A 17,400-nucleotide genomic window follows, 5' to 3' on the forward strand; every position below is an offset into this window, starting at 1 on the left:
GCGGCCGGGCCGCGATCGTGCGGGCCGGAGGCCGGTCCGGTCAGAGCAGGGTGAGCTGCTCGGGCCCGGGCGTGGGCTCCGGTACGTCGCGAGCGGTCCCGGGCTCCGCCCGGTTCAGCCCGTAGCGCCGGGCCGCCATCCGCACCCGGGCCACCACCTCGCGCTGGTGGCTCTGCGGTTGGTACGAGCCGGTGCCGAAGAGTTCGCGGTAACGGGGTACGAGCCGAGGGAACTCCCGACCCAGCCAGCCCGCGTACCACTCCCGCGCGCCGGGACGCAGGTGCAGCGGGAGGGGCGTGACGCTGACCGCCCCGGAGGCCGCGATGGCCGCGACGGTCTCCTCGATGGAGTCGTCGGTGTCGGTGAGCCCGGGCAGGATCGGCGCCATCAGCACGCCGACCCGGAAACCGGCGTCGGTGAACCGGCGTACGGCGTCCAGCCGCCGCCGCGGGCTGGGCGTACCGGACTCGACCGAGCGCCACAGCCGCTCGTCGACGAAGCCGACGGAGAACGAGAGGCTCACCCGGGTCACCTCGGCGGCCTGCCGCAGCAGCGGCAGGTCACGCAGGATCAGGGTGCCCTTGGTGAGGATCGAGAACGGGTTGGCGAAGTCGCGCAGCGCGGTCAGGATCGGCGGCATGAGCCGGTAGCGCCCCTCGGCGCGCTGGTAGCAGTCGACGTTGGTACCCATCGCGATGTGTTCGCCCCGCCACTTGCGGGCGCCCAGCTCCCGCCGTACCAGCTCGCCCGCGTTGACCTTGACGACCACCTTGGTGTCGAAGTCCCGCCCGGCGTCCAGGTCGAGGTAGGTGTGGGTGTTGCGGGCGAAGCAGTTGTGGCTGACCACGCCGTTGGCGACGAAGTCGCCGGTCCCGGTGGTGATGTCGTAGAGCGGCAGGTCCAGGCCCAGTGGTTCGATCGACGACACCCGCAGGTCGCCGTCGCTCCCGATCGCCGCGCCGTCGATCCGGAGCCTCCGGCCCGTCGCGGGGTCGGTCCGGTGGACGAAGCGGAGGCGTTCCCGCAGCCCGCCGCTCAGCCGCACCACCCGCGCCCCGTCCGGCGAGCGCTCGTCCTCCAGCGCCGCCTCGAAGCCGGCGGCGTGCAGCGCCGCCGTCGTCTCTTCGAGGAGCAGGTCGTCGCCGGCGGCGACGCGTACGGTCCCGTCGGCGCCGCCCCTGACGTCGAAGATCCCGGCGAGGAAGCCCAGCCGCCACCCCTCGGACGGCTCCTCCGGCCGGGCGACGAGCTCCCGGATCCTCACCACGTCCGCCACCTTCGAGGTCCGGATCGCGTGGCGCTCCCGACGGGCGGCGCCCGCCGGGCCGGGCCGGGCGGACGCCACCTGGACGCCCACGTTGCCGAGGTACCGCCGGACCCGGTCGACCACCTCGCGGTCGGCCAGCGCCAGGCGGAACCGGTGGACCCTGCCGTAGCTGTAGGCGTACGAGGCGAGGATCCCCTCGCCCCGGATCGTGCCGGCGAGGTAGCCGCGCTGGTACTCCGCGCTCTCCTTGGGCGGTGCGGCGAGCCCGCCCACGCCCATGAGCCGCTGCCCCCTGGTCAGGTGCGGTCGCCGCGTGCCGTCGGGGTGGTCCGTCACGTGCTTCCAGCCGCCGGGGGTGAGAAACCGGTGGTCCCCGCTCGCCACCAGGCTGGTGCCGTCGGCGAGGGTGATCCGGTATGCCGGTTTCACCGTCGACCAGTGCGCCAGCACCTCGGTCGGCACGTAGCGGCGGTGGGCGCCCGACCCGGCGGTCCCGTAGATCCGGTCGCCGACCCGGAGGTCGGCGAGCGGCTTCGTCCGGCCGTCGGCCATGAGGATGGGCGTGTCGCCGGAGAGGCAGTAACTGCACGCGTGGGTGCAGCCACGGTACGGGTTGACCGTCCAGTCGAACGGCACGCGGGAGGCGCCGGGCACCCGGTTGATGATCGACTTGGCGCGTACCTCGTAGAAGGTCATCCCGGCGAAGTCGGGCGTGTCGAACGTCCTGACCACGGCGTCGGGCAGCGCCAGCGGCAGGGATGGCGCTGCCGCCGGCGCCGCCACGGAGACTCCCTGGTCGGGGGGAGCCGACAGGTTGTCCCATCGCACGGCACGATTCGAACACGCGTACGAGAAAATGGCAAGCCGGCGCGGCGGTCGCGGCCGGACGGCACCCCGGCCGACACCCGTGACGTGCGCCGCGACATCTCGGGGCCGTGACGTGCGCCGGGACACGTCGGGGCAGCCCCGGGCCGGGGCGCGGCATCATTGCCCGGTGGACGTGACGGACCTCGAGCCGCACCGGGGCGAGCTGGTGGCGTACTGCTACCGGATGCTCGGCTCGTTCCACGAGGCCGAGGACCTGGTGCAGGAGACGATGCTGCGCGCCTGGCGGGCCCGGGACCGCTACGACCCCGCGCGCGCCTCCGTACGGACCTGGCTGTACCGGATCGCGACCAACGCCTGCCTGACCGCGCTGGAGGGACGGCCCCGGCGGCCGTTGCCGTCCGGGCTGGGCGCGCCCAGCGAGGATCCCCGGGCGGCGCTCACGCCGGCGTTCGACATCCCCTGGCTCCAGCCGTTTCCCGATCCGCGGTTGGACGCGGAGGCGCGGGCCGACATGCGGCTGGCGCTGGTCGTGGCGATGCAGGTCCTGCCGCCACGGCAGCGGGCCGTGCTCGTGCTCCGCGAGGTGCTGGAGTTCACCGCCGCCGAGGTCGCCGACCAGCTGGGGACCACGGTGCCGGCCGTCAACAGCGCCCTCCAGCGGGCCCGCGCCGCCCTGCGGACCGCGGGGGACGTGGGCGAGGTCACCGAGCCGGACGATCCCGAGGTGCGCGGGGCCGTCGAACGGTACCTGCGGGCGTTCCAGGCGGCCGACGTCACCGCGCTCGTGCGACTGCTCACCGACGACGCCGTGCTGGAGATGCCGCCGGTGCCGCTCTGGTACCGAGGCCGCCGCGACTACGGCCTGTTCATGAGCCGCGTGTTCGAGACGCGCGGGACGGACTGGGGGGTGCGCCGGCTGACCGCCAACGGGCAGCCCGCGTTCGCCGCGTACGCGCCGGAGCCCGGTGGCGGCCACCGCCGGCTGCACACGCTCCAGGTCCTCACGGTGGTCGGCGGGCGGGTCGCGCGCAACGTGGTGTTCGCCGATCCCCGCGTGTTCCAGGCGTTCGACCTGCCCGAACGGATCCCCGTCGACGATTTTTCCCGGCAGCGATGAGTCCGGCCGGTGCCGCCGGTACGTACCGGCGAGCATCGAGCGACAGGAGAACCATCGTGAGCGTCATCGTCATCGAGTTCGTCACCCTGGACGGGATCGTCTCCGACCCGGACGGCCGCGGAGGCACACCGACCGGCGGCTGGGCGTTCCGCCACGGCCCCGAGACGGTAGCCGGCGACAAGTTCCGGCTCGGCAGCATCCTGGACGACGGGGTCCTGCTGCTGGGGCGGAGGACCTGGCAGCTGTTCTCGCGGCTCTGGCCCGCGCGCGAGGACCCGTTCTCGGTACGGATGAACGCCGTGCCGAAGCTGGTCGCCACCCGTACGCTGACCGGCACGTCGGCGTGGGCGAACTCGCGGATCGTCGACGGCGATCTCGTGGACGCCGTCAGGCGCGAGCGGCGCGACGTGATCGTCACGGGCAGCCTCGGGGTGGTGCGGACGCTCATGGCCGAGGACCTGGTCGACGAGTACCGGCTGCTGACCTTCCCCACGGTCCTCGGCACCGGCGAGCGGTTGTTCTCCCCCGGCGGCGGGCCCACGTACCTGGAGTGCCGGTCGGCCGAGCGGGTGGGTGCCGCCGTCCTCGCCCGCTACGGCCGGGCGGCGCGCTGACGGTCGCCTGGTAGGACCGCCGACGACCGCATCCAGGTCCTCGATGAGCCGCGCGCCTCGACCTTCGGTACCGACGCCCGCCCGGGGGCCGGTCCCGCGGGTCGGGGCGGGTCAGCTCGCCGGCGGTCCGCTGCTCTCGCGGCGGACCAGCTCGGCGTCGACGTGCTCGACGTCCGGGGCGTCCCCGGAGGGCTCCAGCGCGAGGCTCATGGCGCGGGCGCCCATGTCCGCCAGGGGCAGGCGCACGGTGGTGAGCGCCGGGGTGACGTCGCGGGCGATCGGCATGTCGTCGAAGCCGATCACGCTGATCCGGCCCGGCACGCCGATGCCCCGCTCGCGCAGCAGGGCGAGCGCGCCGACCGCCATCGAGTCGTTGAGCGCGGCGATGGCGGTGATCTCCGGCGCCGCGTCGAGCAGGGCCGCCGTGGCGGCGGTACCGCCGGCCCGGTCGAAGCCCGCGTAGACGATCCGGCTCGCCGGCAGCTCGACGCCGTGCTCGGCGGCGGCGCGGCGCAGCCCGGCCAGCCGGTCGGTGGTGGTGGTGAGGTGCTCCGGTCCGGCGATCACGCCGAGGTTCCGGTGGCCGAGGGAGAGCAGCTCGCCGCCCATGAGGTAGCCGCCGGTCTCGTTGGCCGGGATGACCGCGTGGCCGGTGTGGTCGTGCCGGCCGATCACCGCGACGTGCCCGCCCGTGGCCTGGTACACCCGCAGCTTCGCGTCGAGCGTGCGGGTGAACTCCTCGTCGTGGTACCCGGAGCCGGTGAGGATGATCGCCGCGACCTGGTGCGCCCGGAGCAGCTCGACGTACTCCAGCTCCTTGTCCGGGTCGCGGTACGTGTTGCAGATGATCACGAGCCGGCCGTGCTGGGTGGCGACGCGTTGCAGGCCGCGGGTGATCTCGGCGAAGTACGGGTCGGAGACGTCGTGCACGATCACGCCGACGGCGCTGCGGTGGGAGCGGGCGAGGGACTGGGCGTGCGCGTTCGGGACGTACTGAAGCTCCTCGACGGCGGCGAGCACCCGCTCGCGCAGCGCCTCGGTCACCGGCTTGGGGCTGCCGTTGATGATCCTGGACGCGGTGGCGGGCGAGACTCCCGCGCGACGGGCGACATCCGCCAAGGTGGCCATCGATCCAGCCCTTCCCGCCGGGCCCGCTCCGCGCGAGCCTTGGAAAACACGGCATGGTGCCGGCAGTCGGATGTTGGTGAGGATAGCGCGCGGGGCCGAGCACCCTTGCTCAAGCCGGCGGCGTCTTAGTAGTGTGCGCGGGAAAGCGCTTACCTGCCGCCCGGGGCGGTAGTCGACGAGCGGTAGTCGATCAGCCTGAGGAGGCGACGGCATGGCCCGTACCACGATCGGGATCGTGCTCAACGGCGTGACCGGCCGGATGGGGTACCGGCAGCACCTGGTCCGTTCCCTGCTGGCCATCCGCGAGCAGGGTGGCCTCCCGCTCGCCGACGGCAGCCGGCTGTGGCCGGAGCCGATCCTGGTCGGGCGCAGCGAGGCCAAGCTGCGCGACATCGCCGAGCGGCACGGGCTGACCGAGTGGAGCACCGACCTGCCCGCGACGCTGGCCCGGCCCGACGTGCGGATCTACTTCGACGCGCAGGTGACCGCGCAGCGGGAGAAGGCGCTGAAGCTCGCGATCGAGGCCGGCAAGCACATCTACACCGAGAAGCCGACCGCCGAGGACCTGGCCGGCGCGGTCGAACTGGCCCGGCTCGCCGACGCCGCCGGCGTCAAGCACGGCGTCGTGCAGGACAAGCTCTTCCTGCCCGGCCTGCGCAAGCTGGACCGGCTGGTGAAGGGCGGCTTCTTCGGCCGCATTCTCTCCGTACGCGGGGAGTTCGGGTACTGGGTCTTCGAGGGCGACTGGCAGGCCGCCCAGCGTCCCTCGTGGAACTACCGCGCCGCCGACGGCGGAGGCATCGTGGTCGACATGTTCCCGCACTGGCACTACGTGCTGGAGCAGATCTTCGGCCGGGTCACCGCGGTCACCGCGCACGTGACCACGCACATTCCGCGGCGCTGGGACGAGCAGGGCGAGCCGTACGACGCCACGGCCGACGACGCCGCGTACGGCATCTTCGAGATCGACGCCCCGACGGGCCCGATGGTCGCGCAGATCAACTCGTCCTGGGCGGTCCGGGTCTACCGGGACGAACTGGTCGAGTTCCAGGTCGACGGCGTCGAGGGCAGCGCCGTGGCCGGGCTGCGCAACTGCCGCGTCCAGCACCGGGCCGCCACCCCGAAGCCGGTGTGGAATCCGGACCTGCCCGCGACCGAGGACTTCCGCTCGCAGTGGCAGGCGGTCCCGGACAACGAGGAGTTCGACAACGGCTTCAAGGCCCAGTGGGAGCTGTTCCTGCGGCACGTGGTCGAGGAGACGCCGTACAGCTGGGACCTCTGGGCCGGCGCCCGGGGCGTACAGCTCGCCGAGCTGGGCCTCCGGTCGGCGCGCGAGGGGCGCCGGATCGAGGTACCGGAGCTGACCGGCAAGGACGCCCGGTGAGCGGCCCGGCGGCCCGGTTCGGGGGCGGCCCGGCGGCCCGGTTCGCCTTCAACCAGGCGACCGCGAAGTACTGGCCGATGGAGGAGCTGGTCGCCGGCTGCGTGGACGCCGGCGTCGGCGGGGTGGGCCTGTGGCGGGAGGAGACCGCCGCGTACGGGGTGGAGAAGACCGCGGCGCTCGTCCGGGACGCCGGGCTCGCGGTGACCTCGCTCTGCCGGGGTGGTTTCTTCAACAGCCCCGACTGGTACGACGAGAACCGCCGCGCCATCGACGAGGCGGCCACGCTCGGCGCCCCGGTACTGGTGCTCGTCTCCGGCGGGCTCCCGCCGGGCAGTCGGGACGTGGACGCCGCGCGCGCCCACGTCGGCGAGGCCGTCGGCGAGCTGGTACCGCACGCGCTCGCGGCCGGGGTACGGCTGGCCATCGAGCCGCTGCACCCGATGTTCTGCTCCGACCGGTGCGTCGTCTCCAGCCTCGGGCAGGCGCTGGACCTGGCCGAGCCGTACCCGGCCGAGGCGGTCGGCGTGGTGGTCGACACGTACCACGTCTGGTGGGACGACCAGGTCTGGACGCAGATCGACCGGGCCGGCCGGGCGGGGCGGATCGCCTGCTTCCAGGTCGCGGACTGGATCACGCCGCTGCCCGAGGGAGTCCTGCTCGGCCGGGGGCTGCCCGGCACGGGCTGCGTCGAGCTGCGCCGCTTCCGGGAGGCGGTCGACGCGGCCGGTTACCGGGGCCCCGTCGAGGTGGAGGTCTTCCACGCGGACGTCTGGGCCCGGCCGGGCCGGTCGGTGCTCGACGAGTCGCTCGCCGGTTACCTGGACCACGTCGCCTGAGCGCCGACCGGCCGGCCGGGGCAGGATGGGGGCATGGAGACGTCCACATTCGTCTACGACGGCGACTGCGCGTTCTGCACCTCGTGCGCCGAGTTCGTCAACCGCCGCATCCCCACCGGGGCGCGGGTGGTGCCGTGGCAGTTCAGCGACCTGGACGCGCTCGGCCTGACGGTCGAGGAGTGCGAGGCGGCCGTGCAGTGGGTGGGTACGGACGGCAGTCGGGCCGCCGGGCCGGACGCGATCGCGTACCTGCTCGCGTCCAGCCGGCCGGTCTGGCGGGCGGCCGGCGGGCTGCTGCGGCTGCCGCCCGTACGGGCGCTGGCCTGGCCGCTCTACCGCTGGGTGGCCCGCAACCGGCACCGGATGCCCGGCGGTACGGCCGCCTGCGCCCTGCCGCAGGCCACCCGCGAGCGGCTCTACGGTACGGCCGCCGCCCCGGCCGGCGGCACGTCCCCGACCACCGGCGCCGGGGCGGCCTCGACGGCTGGTGTCGCGGCGGAATCGGCGGCCGGCGGTGCCGCGACGGGTCCCGCGCCGGCCGCCGGAGCCTGAGGGACCGCCGGCTCCCGCCCGGCCACCGGCTCCCCGTCGACGGCCGGGGTGGCGTGCTGGCGGAGCGGCCGGCGGCACCATTCGACCGGGCGGACCCGCTCCAGGGGCAGGAAGCTCGTCATCGCCACCAGGTGCGGGGCGAACGAGATCGTGATGGTCGCGATCGTGACCACGTGGAACGAGTAGAAGAAGCCGACCACGGCCAGGCGCCAGCGCGCCGGCACGACGAAGACCAGGGGGCTCAACAGCTCGAACGCGATAATGCCGAACTGCGCGGCGATCAGCAGGTGCGGCACCTGGGCGATCAGGTCGGCGAGTTCGGTGCCCCGGCGGATGATGGCGCGGGCGAGGACCGAGCCGACCATCCAGCCCGGACCACCGAAGCGCAGCTTGGCCCAGGCGGCGAGGAAGTACGTGCAGACCACGGCGATCTGGGTGACCCGCAGCGCCCAGCCGCCGGCCTCCGTGAGCGTACGGTCGCCGTGCCGGGCGCGCCCCGCCGTGGGCAGTACCGCCAGGGCGACGAGGAAGCCGAACCGGTCGTGGTCGACCTTTCCGTAGCTCATCGCGATGATCATCCACTCGAAGTAGAGCAGGAAGACGGCCCAGCCCAGCGCCCGGGGCGCGCGACCGGTCACGGCCGCCAGGCTGAGCACCAGCAGCGCCCAGAAGATGCCGTTCACCAGCAGCGGGGTCGGGGTGGGCAGCGGGAGCAGCCGGCCGATCAGCAGCGGCTGGTACAGCTCGCCGGGAACGCTGCCGTGGGTCCGCACCCAGGGCGTGAAGACCACCAGGTCGGCGGCGACGAAGAGGTAGACCAGCGTGCGGAAGGCGGCGACCCGGCCACGCGGTACCGGCTCGGTCAGCCAGCGGCTCGCCCCGCTCAGGATGCCCGCCACGACACCACCGTCTCGTCCGAGCTGCGGCCGGTGGGCCGGCCACCCTGGATGTCGTACCAGCGGATCACGATGCGGACCTCGACGAGCGCGGGCGCGGCGGGGTGGCGCTGGGCGTAGGCGTCGGCGACCTCGCGCAGCAGCGCGGGATCGGCGGCGTACCGGCCCTGCTGCCCCTCGATCTCGGCCCGGCGGATGCCGGTGCTCGCCTCGTCGAGCGGGACCATGGCGCCGGTCGTGTCGACGCCCTCCACCCGGGTGTCCGGTGCGGGGTCGTTGGGCGGGTTGGAGCCGGCGTACATGCGGAACGGGCCGAACGGAAAGTCGTCGTCCTGCCCCCACAGCGTGCCCGCGAGCAGCAGCGCCGCGGCGAGCACCGTGCCGAGTACCCGGACTGCCCGGCCGCGGCGTGTCAAGGTATCCATCGGGTGGACCATACTGGGTATCCAACGCCCGCGGTTCCCCGATCGGTCCCGTCTGGGATCTCTGCCAGGCCCCGTCCCGTCCGGGCTCTGGTGACCGGAGCGGGGGAGGGGCGGCGCGGCGGACTTCGGCCGGTACGGCGAGGGGCCGGACCCCGTCGGGTCCGGCCCCTCGCCGTGTCTTTCGCCCCGAAGTGGGGCGGCTGGCCGTGGTCAGTGGTTGTGGCTGGCCAGCTGCTTGCGTACGTCTTCCATGTCGAGCGCCTCGACCTGCTCGATCAGCGACTCGAGGGCCGACTCCGGCAGCGCGCCCGGCTGCGCGAAGACGATCACTCCGTCCCGGATCGCCATGATCGTGGGGATCGACCGGATGTCGAACTTGGCGGCGAGCTCCTGCTGGGCCTCGGTGTCGACCTTGCCGAAGACGATGTTCTCGTGCTTCTGGGAGGAACGCTCGTAAACCGGGGCGAACCGCAGACACGGGCCGCACCAGCTTGCCCAGAAGTCGACCAGGACGATGCCGTCCTGGGCGGTCACCTCGTCGAAGTTGGCCGTGGTCAGCTCAACGGTCGCCATTGATCTCTCCGATCACCGGGATTGCCTACGCTTGCAAGAACCGTCTCACCCCATCGGGAATTCCCGGGTGGCTACCGGCGAAACGCCCACGGTGGCCCGCGTCACCCGCTCGCGGGTAATCGACGTCAATCCTTGCGCTGATCCTTATCGGTCAAAAGTACAGGTTCTTAACTGATCACCCTTCGTGATGGGAGCGTTTCCAGGCGATTTCCCGCCCTGACCTGCTACTCCCGGGTAATTCGCAGGTTGACGGCGCGGGAGGAGCGGCGTAACGAACGGTTACGAGCCGGTCGACTCTCACGTTAAGTAGTGTCACAAAAAAATAACTGTGACCGCTGTCTCTGGTCAGACTCTTCTGTGAACGATGATCGTCGGGCAGAATCTTCCCCATCAGAGCGTGGGCGGCGGGTGCCGGGGAGGGCCCCGCCGCTCATTGCGTCCGGCCACGTTTCGCGGCCCGCCCGCGCCGGTGAGCCCACCTGGCGACCGCCCCTCGCGATTCCCCGCGCGGGTGACCGGGTTCGGCCCGGTTCCGCCCCCGTACCAGCGGCGATCCGTCATACGGCATGCTGGCCCGTACTCCATTGCCGCTTGTCGAAGGGGCACGACGATGCAGTTCGGGCGCTACTACGAGGAGTTCGAGGTCGGTGCCGTCTACCGGCACTGGCCGGGCAAGACCGTCACGGAGTACGACGACCACCTCTTCTGCCTGCTCACCATGAACCACCATCCGCTGCACCTGGACGCGCACTACGCGGAGACGAACAGCCAGTTCGGGCGCAACGTGGTGGTCGGCAACTACATCTACTCGCTGCTGCTCGGCATGTCGGTACCGGACGTCAGCGGAAAGGCCATCGCCAACCTGGAGGTCGAGTCGCTGCGGCACGTGGCGCCCACCTTCCACGGCGACACGATCTACGGCGAGACGACCGTCCTCGACAAGCGGGAGTCGGGCTCGAAGCCCGACCGGGGGGTCGTCACGGTCGAGACCCGGGGCTACAAGCAGGACGCCACCCTGGTCTGCGTCTTCCGCCGCCGGGTGATGGTGCCGAAGCGGGAGTACGCGGCCGCGGCGGCCCCGGCCGGCGTCGACCCCGAACGGCCGAGCTTCCCCGAGCCGGGCCTGCCCGAGCAGCGGGGCACGACCCAGCCCGGGTAGCGGCAGCCGACACCCGCGGCACCGCCGCCCGGCCACCGATCCGGGGCCCCGGCGAGCGCGCCTCCCGGCTCCGGGGCGCGCCTGGGCTTCCGGCCCTCCCGGTCCTTCCGGCGCTCGCGGCGGGATGGCCGGTCCGGGCTCGGCGCGACTCGGCCTGATCGCCGAGGTCCGGACCTTATGCTGGCCGCGGGAGGTCTCGATGAGCCACTCCGCCGCCGGAGAACCGCCCACCGCCGCCCGGCGCGTCGCGCCGGTGCCCCTCGACGGGTACTCGGCGTCGGAGTGGGAGCTGCTCATCCGCCTGCCCGCCCGGGTCATCGTCGCGGCCACCCGTGCGGAGCCGGGCCGCCCCTCACGCGGCGTGGGGGAGGGGCTCGCCGGGCTCGCGGGCGTGGCCGCCGGCCGGGGGCACGACAGCGACCTGGTCCGGGCGGTGGTCGCCGCGATCTACGCGCAGCCGGACGACGGCCGGCCGGACGGCGTACCGGCGCTGGACCGGGTGCACGGGCTGATGGGGCTGCTCACCTCGTGCCGGGACGCCGCGCGGCTGCTCGCCGACCGCGCCGATCCGGCCGACTCGGCCGCCTACCGGCAGTGGCTCCAGTCGGTCGCCGCGCGGGTCTGCCGGGCCGGCCGGACCGAGCCCCCGGCCGCCGCCGGTCCGCCCGTCGACACCGCGGCGCGGCGGCGCTTCCTGGAGCTGCTCGGCGAGGCGCTGGGGCTGCGCTGACCCGGCCGTACGCTGCCCGTACCCTCTCTAGACCGTGGAGGTTGAGCAGGTCGGCGTCGGGCCGTGGCCGGGCGAGCCACCGACCGACCCGCGGTACGACCCGGAGCTGCTTCGCGACGGCGACCGGCGCAACGTGGTGGACCGCTACCGGTACTGGCGGCGCGAGGCGGTCGTCGCCGACCTCGACCGGCGCCGGCACGACTTCCACGTCGCGATCGAGAACTGGCAGCACGACTTCAACATCGGGACGGTCGTCCGCAACGCCAACGCCTTCCTCGCCGCCGAGGTGCACATCGTCGGCCGCCGGCGGTGGAACCGGCGCGGGGCGATGGTGACCGACCGGTACCAGCACGTGCGGCACCACGAGACGATCGAGGAGTTCCTGGCCTGGTCGCGCGGGGATGACCTGCCGATCGTCGGCATCGACAACCTGCCCGGGTCGCGACCGATGGAGTCGGTGGTGCTGCCCCGCCGGTGCGTACTGCTCTTCGGGCAGGAGGGGCCGGGGCTCTCCGCGCCGGCCCGCGCGGCCTGTGCCGAGATCTTCTCGATCGCACAGTACGGCTCGACCCGCTCGATCAACGCGGGCGTCGCGAGCGGGATCGCCATGCACGCCTGGATCCGGGCCCACGCCGGTCCGCCCCCGGACTGACCCCCGACCGGGTGATCCCGGGCCTCGCGGAGCCGGCCCCGCACCGCCCCTGCCGATCGGCGCCGGGCTGCGGCAGATGACCGAAAAGGCCGGTTCGCTTGACTGCCGGATGGGACCCGGGGACCGTTGGTGCGTGGGTGTTGCGGTGAGTTGTCCCCGATGCGGCGGCCGGGTACGGGCGCCGGACCTGATGCACACCGAGTGGCGCTGCGCGGACTGCGGGCCGGTGCCGCCGCTGCACGTGGCCGAGCACGTCGGTCCCGAGATCGTCGCCAGCGCGGCGGAACGGGTCACCGAGGGGTGCGAGGGCGCGGGCCGCCCGTCGGTACCGCTCTGGTGCCTCTGGCCGTTGCCCCCGGGCTGGACGATGACCGGTGTGGCCTGGGCCGGTGACGACCGCACGGGGACGCGCGCGACCGCCGTGGCCTGCAGCGGGCCCGCCCCGCTCAGCGGCGGCCCGGCCGACCTGGTACTGGTCGCCGAGGAGCCCGGCGTGGGGCTCGGTACCCGCTTCGCCGGCATCCCCGGACCGGATCCGGGTCCGCTGCTCACGCACCTGCTGGCCGAGCCGGCGCCGGGCCGGGGCGAGCAGCCGGCGCACGCGAAGATCCGCGTCGGAGGTCGCCCGACTCCACTGTGGTCGGTAAAATCTCCGACAGACCGGAGCGCGTACGCCGGCGAGGCTCGGGGAATGTGGCTCTATGCGATAACCTGGCCATCGAGCGCGGGCTACCTCCTCGCGGAAGACGTCGTCCTGCACGACTTGACCGAGTGGTTGCCGCCCGAGCTCGTCTACGGTGCACCCTCTCCGTACCTACGCGGGCAGGCCTGATCAGCCGATCGGCGTAGGCGGGAAACGCATCCAGTTGATTCACGGTAAGACGTACGACTGATACTCTGGGTACTGCTGCGGTACGGAACCCGGCGCCGCGCGGAGGGGATGGCCCATAATGGTCAAGAAGGTCCTCACCTGGGGCGGAATCGCCTTCCTGATCTTCTTCATTGCGTTCCGGCCGAACTCCGCCGCTGACGTCTTCAAGTCGTTGGGTGGCGGCATCGTCGACATCGCACAGGGCTTCGGCGACTTCTTCACCAGCCTCGTAGCCTAACCGCCGATGGGTACACCGTCCGGCGAGCCCCCCGAGCCCGAGGATTCCGAGCGGCAGCGCCGGGAGCGGGACACCGAACCGATTCCCCGCATCCGGCCGGACGACGCCTCGCCCTACCCCGACGCTCCCTCCTATTCGGACCAGCCGCCCTACACCGACAGCGCGTTCGACGACGACCCTCGGGGCCGGACCTGGGTCCGGGACCCCGACGAGGAGGACCGTCGTCCGGAGATCACCGAGGACGAGCTGGCCGGCCTGCGGGTGGATGCCTCGGGCATGCCGCTCGGCCCCCGCCGGGTACTGCCGCTGGAGGACGAGCCGACCGCGCTCGTGGCCCGCTACCTCTTCCCGACCGAGCGGTACCGGGGCGAGTGGAAGCGGCACTGGATCCACCTCGCCACCCCGCTGCTGGTCGGCATCGCCGCCACCTTCGTCCTCGGTTACCTCTCCGGGTTCCTGGCCGGGCAGGACGTCGGGGCGCTGACCACCGTGGCGGTGATCCTCTGGTTCGCCGTGATGGGCTGGGTCGCCTGGCGGGTCGCCGACTGGTTCTACGACCGGTTCATCCTGACCAACAAGCGGGTCATGGTGGTGAACGGGATCATCACCCGGCAGGTGGCGATGATGCCGCTGGCCCGGGTCACCGACATGAAGTACGAGCAGTCCCCGCTGGGCCGGACCCTGAACTACGGCACGTTCGTGCTCGAGTCGGCCGGTCAGGAGCAGGCGCTCCGGGAGATCAAGCATCTGCCCAACCCCAACGAGCTCTACCTGCGCGTCGTCGAAGAGATGTACGAGCCGCAGGCGGTCGAGGCGCGGCTGGGCAAGGAGGCGGACGAGAAGGCGGAAGACGGGGCCTGAGGTTTTTATCCGAACATCGGATGGCCCGTGCACCTTCCGCCCTGTTCCCGGCCGACACGCTGTGACAGCCTTGCCGGATAGTCGGGGGGCCAGGGGAGGCGACGGGTGGCGGACAAGCGCGGGATGGAAGAGGAGTTCCGCGAGTTCGTCGCGGCCCGCTCCGCCGCCCTGCTCCGCACCGCGTACCTGCTCGCCGGGGACTGGGCCACCGCCGAGGACCTGCTCCAGACCGCGCTGACCAAGACGTACCTGGCCTGGAAGCGGCTCGGTGAGATCGAGGCGGTGGAGCCGTACGCCCGACGGGTGCTGGTGAACACGGCCACCAGCTGGTGGCGGCGCCGCTGGCACGGCGAGCGCCCGACCGAGGTGCTGCCCGAGCGGGCCGCGCCCGACCAGATCGAGGAGCAGCTCGACCGGGACGCCCTCTGGCGGCACGTACGGGAACTCCCCGCCCGCCAGCGCGCCGTGCTCGTGCTCCGCTTCTACGAGGACCTCTCCGAGGCGCAGACCGCGGAGCTGCTCGGCATCTCCCCGGGCACGGTCAAGAGCCAGACCTCCCGGGCGCTCGGTACGCTGCGTCGGCGGCTGGAGGCGGAGGCCGGCGCCGAGCCGACCAACCCGGCCGCACCCGCCGCACCCGGCGGACCGGCGTCGAGCCGGGCACCGGTGCCCCGGCCGGCGGCGCTGCCGTCACCGCCCACCCCGGCGCGGGCCCGCCCGGTGGCGCCCCGCCCCGCCGCGCCGGCGATGCCCGCCGTGGCGCTGCCCGTCGGCCGTCAGGAGGGGCGGTGAAGCCCGACCCCGGTCCGCTCGGCGGCGAGCGCGCGGCCTCCCGCGGCGGTGACTCCGACCCGATGGTGAGCGCCATGCGCCGCGCGGACAACCTTCGGCTCGGCCCCGGGCGTCCTCTCGTCGTGACACCCGATGAGCTGGAACGCGCGCTACGGGAAAGCCTGGCCCGCCAGGCCGGCGCGCCGCGCCCGGCCGTCGCCGACCCCGCCGGTACGGCGCTGCGGCGGGCGAGGCGGATCCACCGCCGCCGTACCGTCATGGGCGCCGCCGTCGTGGCGCTGGCCATCGTCGGGATCAGCGCCGGGGTGGCCCAACTCGGCGGTGCCTCGCACCAGCCGGGACCGACCGTGGTGGTGATCGGCGACCCGCCCGGCCCGGGGCTCGCCCACACCGTGAGCAACACCCCGGTCGCCGATTCGTCCGACGGTCCACCCCAGCTCGACCTGGTCGTGGCCGAGAACCTGAACGTCGCCGACGGGGAGTCGATCGACCTCTCCGGGATCGGTACGGTCGCCGCGGTGCAGCGCTCGACCGGCGGCTGGCTGGTGGTCGGCGAGAGCTCCCGGGGCGGGTCGGACCTCTGGTTCGTCGCCGTCGGGCAGCCGCCGCGCGAACTGCTGCCCGGTGTCGACGCGCTCGCCCTCGGCCCGGACGGCCAGCGGGTGGCCTGGCGGGCCGGCGCGCGGCTCTTCGCGGCCGCGATCCGGGACGGCGCGCTGGGACCGCGCGTCGAGACCGGGGCACCCGCCCGGGGCGTACCGGTCGGTTTCGTCGGCGTCGCGGTGTTGCTGCGACTCAACCAGAAACCGACCGGGCTGGACGCGTACGACCTGTGGTGGCCCAACCGGGAGCCGTACCGGGAGGACTGGACCGCCGAGCCGGTCGGCGTCTACGGCACGCTGCCGGACGGTCAGACCGTGGTCGGCCAGATCGCGGCCGGCCCGTCCGCGCGGCCGTGCCTGGCGCTGCTCGACGCCAGCCGGCGACTCGCCCCGATCCGGACCGAGTGCACGCTGGGGCTCAGCTCGGGCGGGCCCGGTGCGGTCTCGCCCGACGGCCGGTGGCTGGTCGCGAACGGCCGCCCCGGCGGAAGGGCCGACCGGGCCACCGCCAGTGCCGCGGGGGAGCAGGCGCTCGTGGTGGACCTGCGGACGGTCTTCGACCGGGCGGCGGCGAAACCGGCCGGTCCCCGGCTCGTCGGCGGCACGGTCTGGACCGACACCGACACCCTCGTGCACGCGGACGAGCGGGGTGAGCTGGTTCGCGTGATGGCGGACCAGGCCCCGGACACCGGCAAGGACGCCGCGCCGGCCGAGGTCGAGAGCTTTCCCGCCCCCGGTGCCGTCCCGGGGGAGCGGGTGATGGTGGTGACCGGCGCGGCTTCGTGAGCCGCCGGGCAGGTGGTCGGCCGGTGCGGTAGCGCCGACCGCCGGGCCCGGCCGGGCCGTGGGGCTGGCAGGGCTGGGCGGGCCGTGGGCTGGCCGGGCTGGGCGGGCCGTGGGCTGGTGGGGCTGGCCGGCGGGACCGGTGGACCGGCCGGGCCGGTAGCCTCGGGCCGGTGAGCCAGCCGCCTGCCGCCCCCGTCCACCGCATCGACCTGCACGCGCACTCCACCGCCAGCGACGGCACGCTCGCCCCGGCCGAGCTGGTCCGGGCCGCGGCGGAGGCCGGGCTCGACGTACTGGCCATCACGGACCACGACACCACCGCCGGTTGGGCCCCCGCCGTCGACGCGTTGCCGCGGGGCCTGGCCCTGGTCCGCGGCGCCGAGCTCTCCTGCCGCTGGTACGGCGGTCAGCGGTCGATCCCGCTGCACCTGCTCGCGTACCTCTTCGACCCGGACGCGCCGGAGTTGGTGGCCGAGCTGACCCGGCTGCGGGCCGACCGGGAGCGGCGCGGCGAACGCATCGTGGACCTGCTGCGCGCCGACGGGATCGACGTCGACTGGGCGGAGATCCACGCGGCGGCCGCCGGTGGCTCCGTGGGCCGGCCGCACATCGCGCAGGCGCTGATCCGGGCCGGGCTCGTCCGCACCACCGCCGAGGCCTTCGAGCCCCGCTGGCTGGGCGAGCGGTACCGGCTCCCCAAGGAGGACATGGACGTCTTCCGGGCGGTACGGCTGGTCCGCCAGGCGGGCGGGGTGCCCGTCTTCGCCCATCCCCGGGCCACCCGGCGGGGGCTGGTCGTACCGGACGAGCTGATCGCCGAGCTCGCGGCGGCCGGGCTGGTCGGCCTGGAGGCGGACCACGAGGACCACTCGCCGGCCGAGCGGGCACACGTACGGGCCCTCGCCGGGGAACTGGGGCTGGTGGTGACCGGCTCGTCGGACTTCCACGGCACCCACAAGACGGTCCGGCTGGGCGCCTTCACCACGGCGCCGGAGGCGTACGAGCGGATCGTGGCGGCGGCGAGCGGGGCGACGCCGGTCGCGTACGGGTGATCCTCGCAGGTCACGCCGCCGGCCGGGCTACCGTGAT

18 protein-coding genes and 1 pseudogene are annotated in these 17,400 nt (G+C 73.6%); 14 read left to right on the plus strand and 5 right to left on the minus strand.

The features are described from left to right. Window positions 1-40 precede the first annotated feature (40 nt). A complete protein-coding gene (locus tag AB0J86_RS28420) occupies window positions 41-2,221 on the minus strand; it encodes an intein-containing Rv2578c family radical SAM protein (RefSeq protein WP_363860692.1) in 2,181 nt (726 codons plus the stop codon). A gap of 40 nt (window positions 2,222-2,261) precedes the next feature. Here AB0J86_RS28420 and AB0J86_RS28425 point away from each other — a divergent pair, with 40 nt between their 5' ends. Together AB0J86_RS28425 and AB0J86_RS28430 are read left to right on the plus strand one after the other, a co-directional pair. Next, entirely contained in the window at window positions 2,262-3,212 is a 951-nt protein-coding gene (locus AB0J86_RS28425; protein ID WP_363860693.1) for a sigma-70 family RNA polymerase sigma factor, read from the plus strand. Between the two features lie 56 nt (window positions 3,213-3,268). Continuing rightward, on the plus strand, window positions 3,269-3,826 hold the full coding sequence (locus AB0J86_RS28430; protein ID WP_363860694.1) for a dihydrofolate reductase family protein: 558 nt from the start codon (window positions 3,269-3,271) through the stop codon (window positions 3,824-3,826). Window positions 3,827-3,937: 111 nt separating this feature from the next. Here the strand turns inward: AB0J86_RS28430 and AB0J86_RS28435 are convergent, their stop codons facing one another. Then, window positions 3,938-4,954: a LacI family DNA-binding transcriptional regulator gene (locus AB0J86_RS28435; RefSeq protein ID WP_363860695.1), complete on the minus strand. Its 1,017-nt coding sequence runs from the start codon at window positions 4,952-4,954 to the stop codon at window positions 3,938-3,940. A 211-nt stretch (window positions 4,955-5,165) separates the two neighbouring features. Between AB0J86_RS28435 and AB0J86_RS28440 the strand changes: the two genes are divergently transcribed. From AB0J86_RS28440 to AB0J86_RS28450, 3 genes and pseudogenes are all read left to right on the plus strand, one after another. Then, window positions 5,166-6,338: a Gfo/Idh/MocA family oxidoreductase gene (locus AB0J86_RS28440; RefSeq protein ID WP_363860696.1), complete on the plus strand. Its 1,173-nt coding sequence runs from the start codon at window positions 5,166-5,168 to the stop codon at window positions 6,336-6,338. A 77-nt stretch (window positions 6,339-6,415) separates the two neighbouring features. Next, on the plus strand, window positions 6,416-7,174 hold the full coding sequence (locus tag AB0J86_RS28445; protein WP_363860751.1) for a sugar phosphate isomerase/epimerase family protein: 759 nt from the start codon (window positions 6,416-6,418) through the stop codon (window positions 7,172-7,174). 33 nt (window positions 7,175-7,207) lie between these two features. Continuing rightward, window positions 7,208-7,534 (plus strand): annotated as a pseudogene (locus AB0J86_RS28450) (DCC1-like thiol-disulfide oxidoreductase family protein); the annotation flags it as partial. A gap of 56 nt (window positions 7,535-7,590) precedes the next feature. On the opposite strand, the gene AB0J86_RS28455 reads toward AB0J86_RS28450, so the two are convergent. From AB0J86_RS28455 to trxA, 3 genes are all read right to left on the minus strand, one after another. Then, a complete protein-coding gene (locus tag AB0J86_RS28455; RefSeq protein ID WP_363860752.1) occupies window positions 7,591-8,613 on the minus strand; it encodes an MFS transporter permease in 1,023 nt (340 codons plus the stop codon). Next, window positions 8,610-9,047, minus strand: coding sequence for a hypothetical protein (locus tag AB0J86_RS28460; RefSeq protein ID WP_363860697.1), 438 nt, complete (start codon window positions 9,045-9,047; stop codon window positions 8,610-8,612). The genes AB0J86_RS28455 and AB0J86_RS28460 overlap by 4 nt, the downstream gene beginning before the upstream one ends. Before the next feature lie 210 nt (window positions 9,048-9,257). Then, entirely contained in the window at window positions 9,258-9,620 is a 363-nt protein-coding gene (gene trxA / locus AB0J86_RS28465; protein WP_363860698.1) for a thioredoxin, read from the minus strand. Between the two features lie 583 nt (window positions 9,621-10,203). On the opposite strand from trxA, the gene AB0J86_RS28470 reads away from it, so the two are divergent. From AB0J86_RS28470 to AB0J86_RS28510, 9 genes are all read left to right on the plus strand, one after another. Further along, window positions 10,204-10,779, plus strand: coding sequence for a MaoC family dehydratase (locus AB0J86_RS28470; RefSeq protein ID WP_363860753.1), 576 nt, complete (start codon window positions 10,204-10,206; stop codon window positions 10,777-10,779). A gap of 199 nt (window positions 10,780-10,978) precedes the next feature. Continuing rightward, window positions 10,979-11,509 (plus strand): hypothetical protein, encoded by a 531-nt coding sequence (locus AB0J86_RS28475; RefSeq protein ID WP_363860699.1) that lies wholly within the window; start codon window positions 10,979-10,981, stop codon window positions 11,507-11,509. A 34-nt stretch (window positions 11,510-11,543) separates the two neighbouring features. Next, window positions 11,544-12,161: an RNA methyltransferase gene (locus AB0J86_RS28480; protein ID WP_363860700.1), complete on the plus strand. Its 618-nt coding sequence runs from the start codon at window positions 11,544-11,546 to the stop codon at window positions 12,159-12,161. Window positions 12,162-12,306: 145 nt separating this feature from the next. Then, window positions 12,307-12,993, plus strand: coding sequence for a DUF6758 family protein (locus tag AB0J86_RS28485; RefSeq protein ID WP_363860702.1), 687 nt, complete (start codon window positions 12,307-12,309; stop codon window positions 12,991-12,993). A 118-nt stretch (window positions 12,994-13,111) separates the two neighbouring features. After that, window positions 13,112-13,270: a hypothetical protein gene (locus AB0J86_RS28490; RefSeq protein ID WP_363860703.1), complete on the plus strand. Its 159-nt coding sequence runs from the start codon at window positions 13,112-13,114 to the stop codon at window positions 13,268-13,270. Between the two features lie 6 nt (window positions 13,271-13,276). Next, entirely contained in the window at window positions 13,277-14,131 is an 855-nt protein-coding gene (locus AB0J86_RS28495; RefSeq protein ID WP_363860704.1) for a PH domain-containing protein, read from the plus strand. Window positions 14,132-14,236: 105 nt separating this feature from the next. After that, window positions 14,237-14,923 carry a SigE family RNA polymerase sigma factor gene (locus AB0J86_RS28500; protein WP_363860705.1) on the plus strand — a complete coding sequence of 229 codons (687 nt, stop codon included), beginning with the start codon at window positions 14,237-14,239 and terminating at the stop codon, window positions 14,921-14,923. Between the two features lie 122 nt (window positions 14,924-15,045). After that, window positions 15,046-16,311, plus strand: a complete 1,266-nt coding sequence (locus tag AB0J86_RS28505) for a hypothetical protein (RefSeq protein ID WP_363860706.1) — start codon at window positions 15,046-15,048, stop codon at window positions 16,309-16,311. Window positions 16,312-16,481: 170 nt separating this feature from the next. Further along, on the plus strand, window positions 16,482-17,363 hold the full coding sequence (locus AB0J86_RS28510) for a PHP domain-containing protein (protein WP_363860707.1): 882 nt from the start codon (window positions 16,482-16,484) through the stop codon (window positions 17,361-17,363). Window positions 17,364-17,400: the final 37 nt, after the last annotated feature.

It is taken from the genome of Micromonospora sp. NPDC049559, assembly GCF_040676675.1.
GTDB lineage: Bacteria > Actinomycetota > Actinomycetes > Mycobacteriales > Micromonosporaceae > JBFAPK01.

Bases quoted from the DNA above. Each gene is read 5' to 3' on its own strand.
- AB0J86_RS28460 (WP_363860697.1), bottom strand. From the start codon at position 9,047: ATGGATACCTTGACACGCCGCGGCCGGGCAGTCCGGGTACTCGGCACG.
- AB0J86_RS28475 (WP_363860699.1), top strand. From the start codon at position 10,979: ATGAGCCACTCCGCCGCCGGAGAACCGCCCACCGCCGCCCGGCGCGTC.
- trxA (WP_363860698.1), bottom strand. From the start codon at position 9,620: ATGGCGACCGTTGAGCTGACCACGGCCAACTTCGACGAGGTGACCGCC.
- AB0J86_RS28435 (WP_363860695.1), bottom strand. From the start codon at position 4,954: ATGGCCACCTTGGCGGATGTCGCCCGTCGCGCGGGAGTCTCGCCCGCC.
- AB0J86_RS28490 (WP_363860703.1), top strand. From the start codon at position 13,112: ATGGTCAAGAAGGTCCTCACCTGGGGCGGAATCGCCTTCCTGATCTTC.
- AB0J86_RS28495 (WP_363860704.1), top strand. From the start codon at position 13,277: ATGGGTACACCGTCCGGCGAGCCCCCCGAGCCCGAGGATTCCGAGCGG.
- AB0J86_RS28445 (WP_363860751.1), top strand. From the start codon at position 6,416: ATGGAGGAGCTGGTCGCCGGCTGCGTGGACGCCGGCGTCGGCGGGGTG.
- AB0J86_RS28440 (WP_363860696.1), top strand. From the start codon at position 5,166: ATGGCCCGTACCACGATCGGGATCGTGCTCAACGGCGTGACCGGCCGG.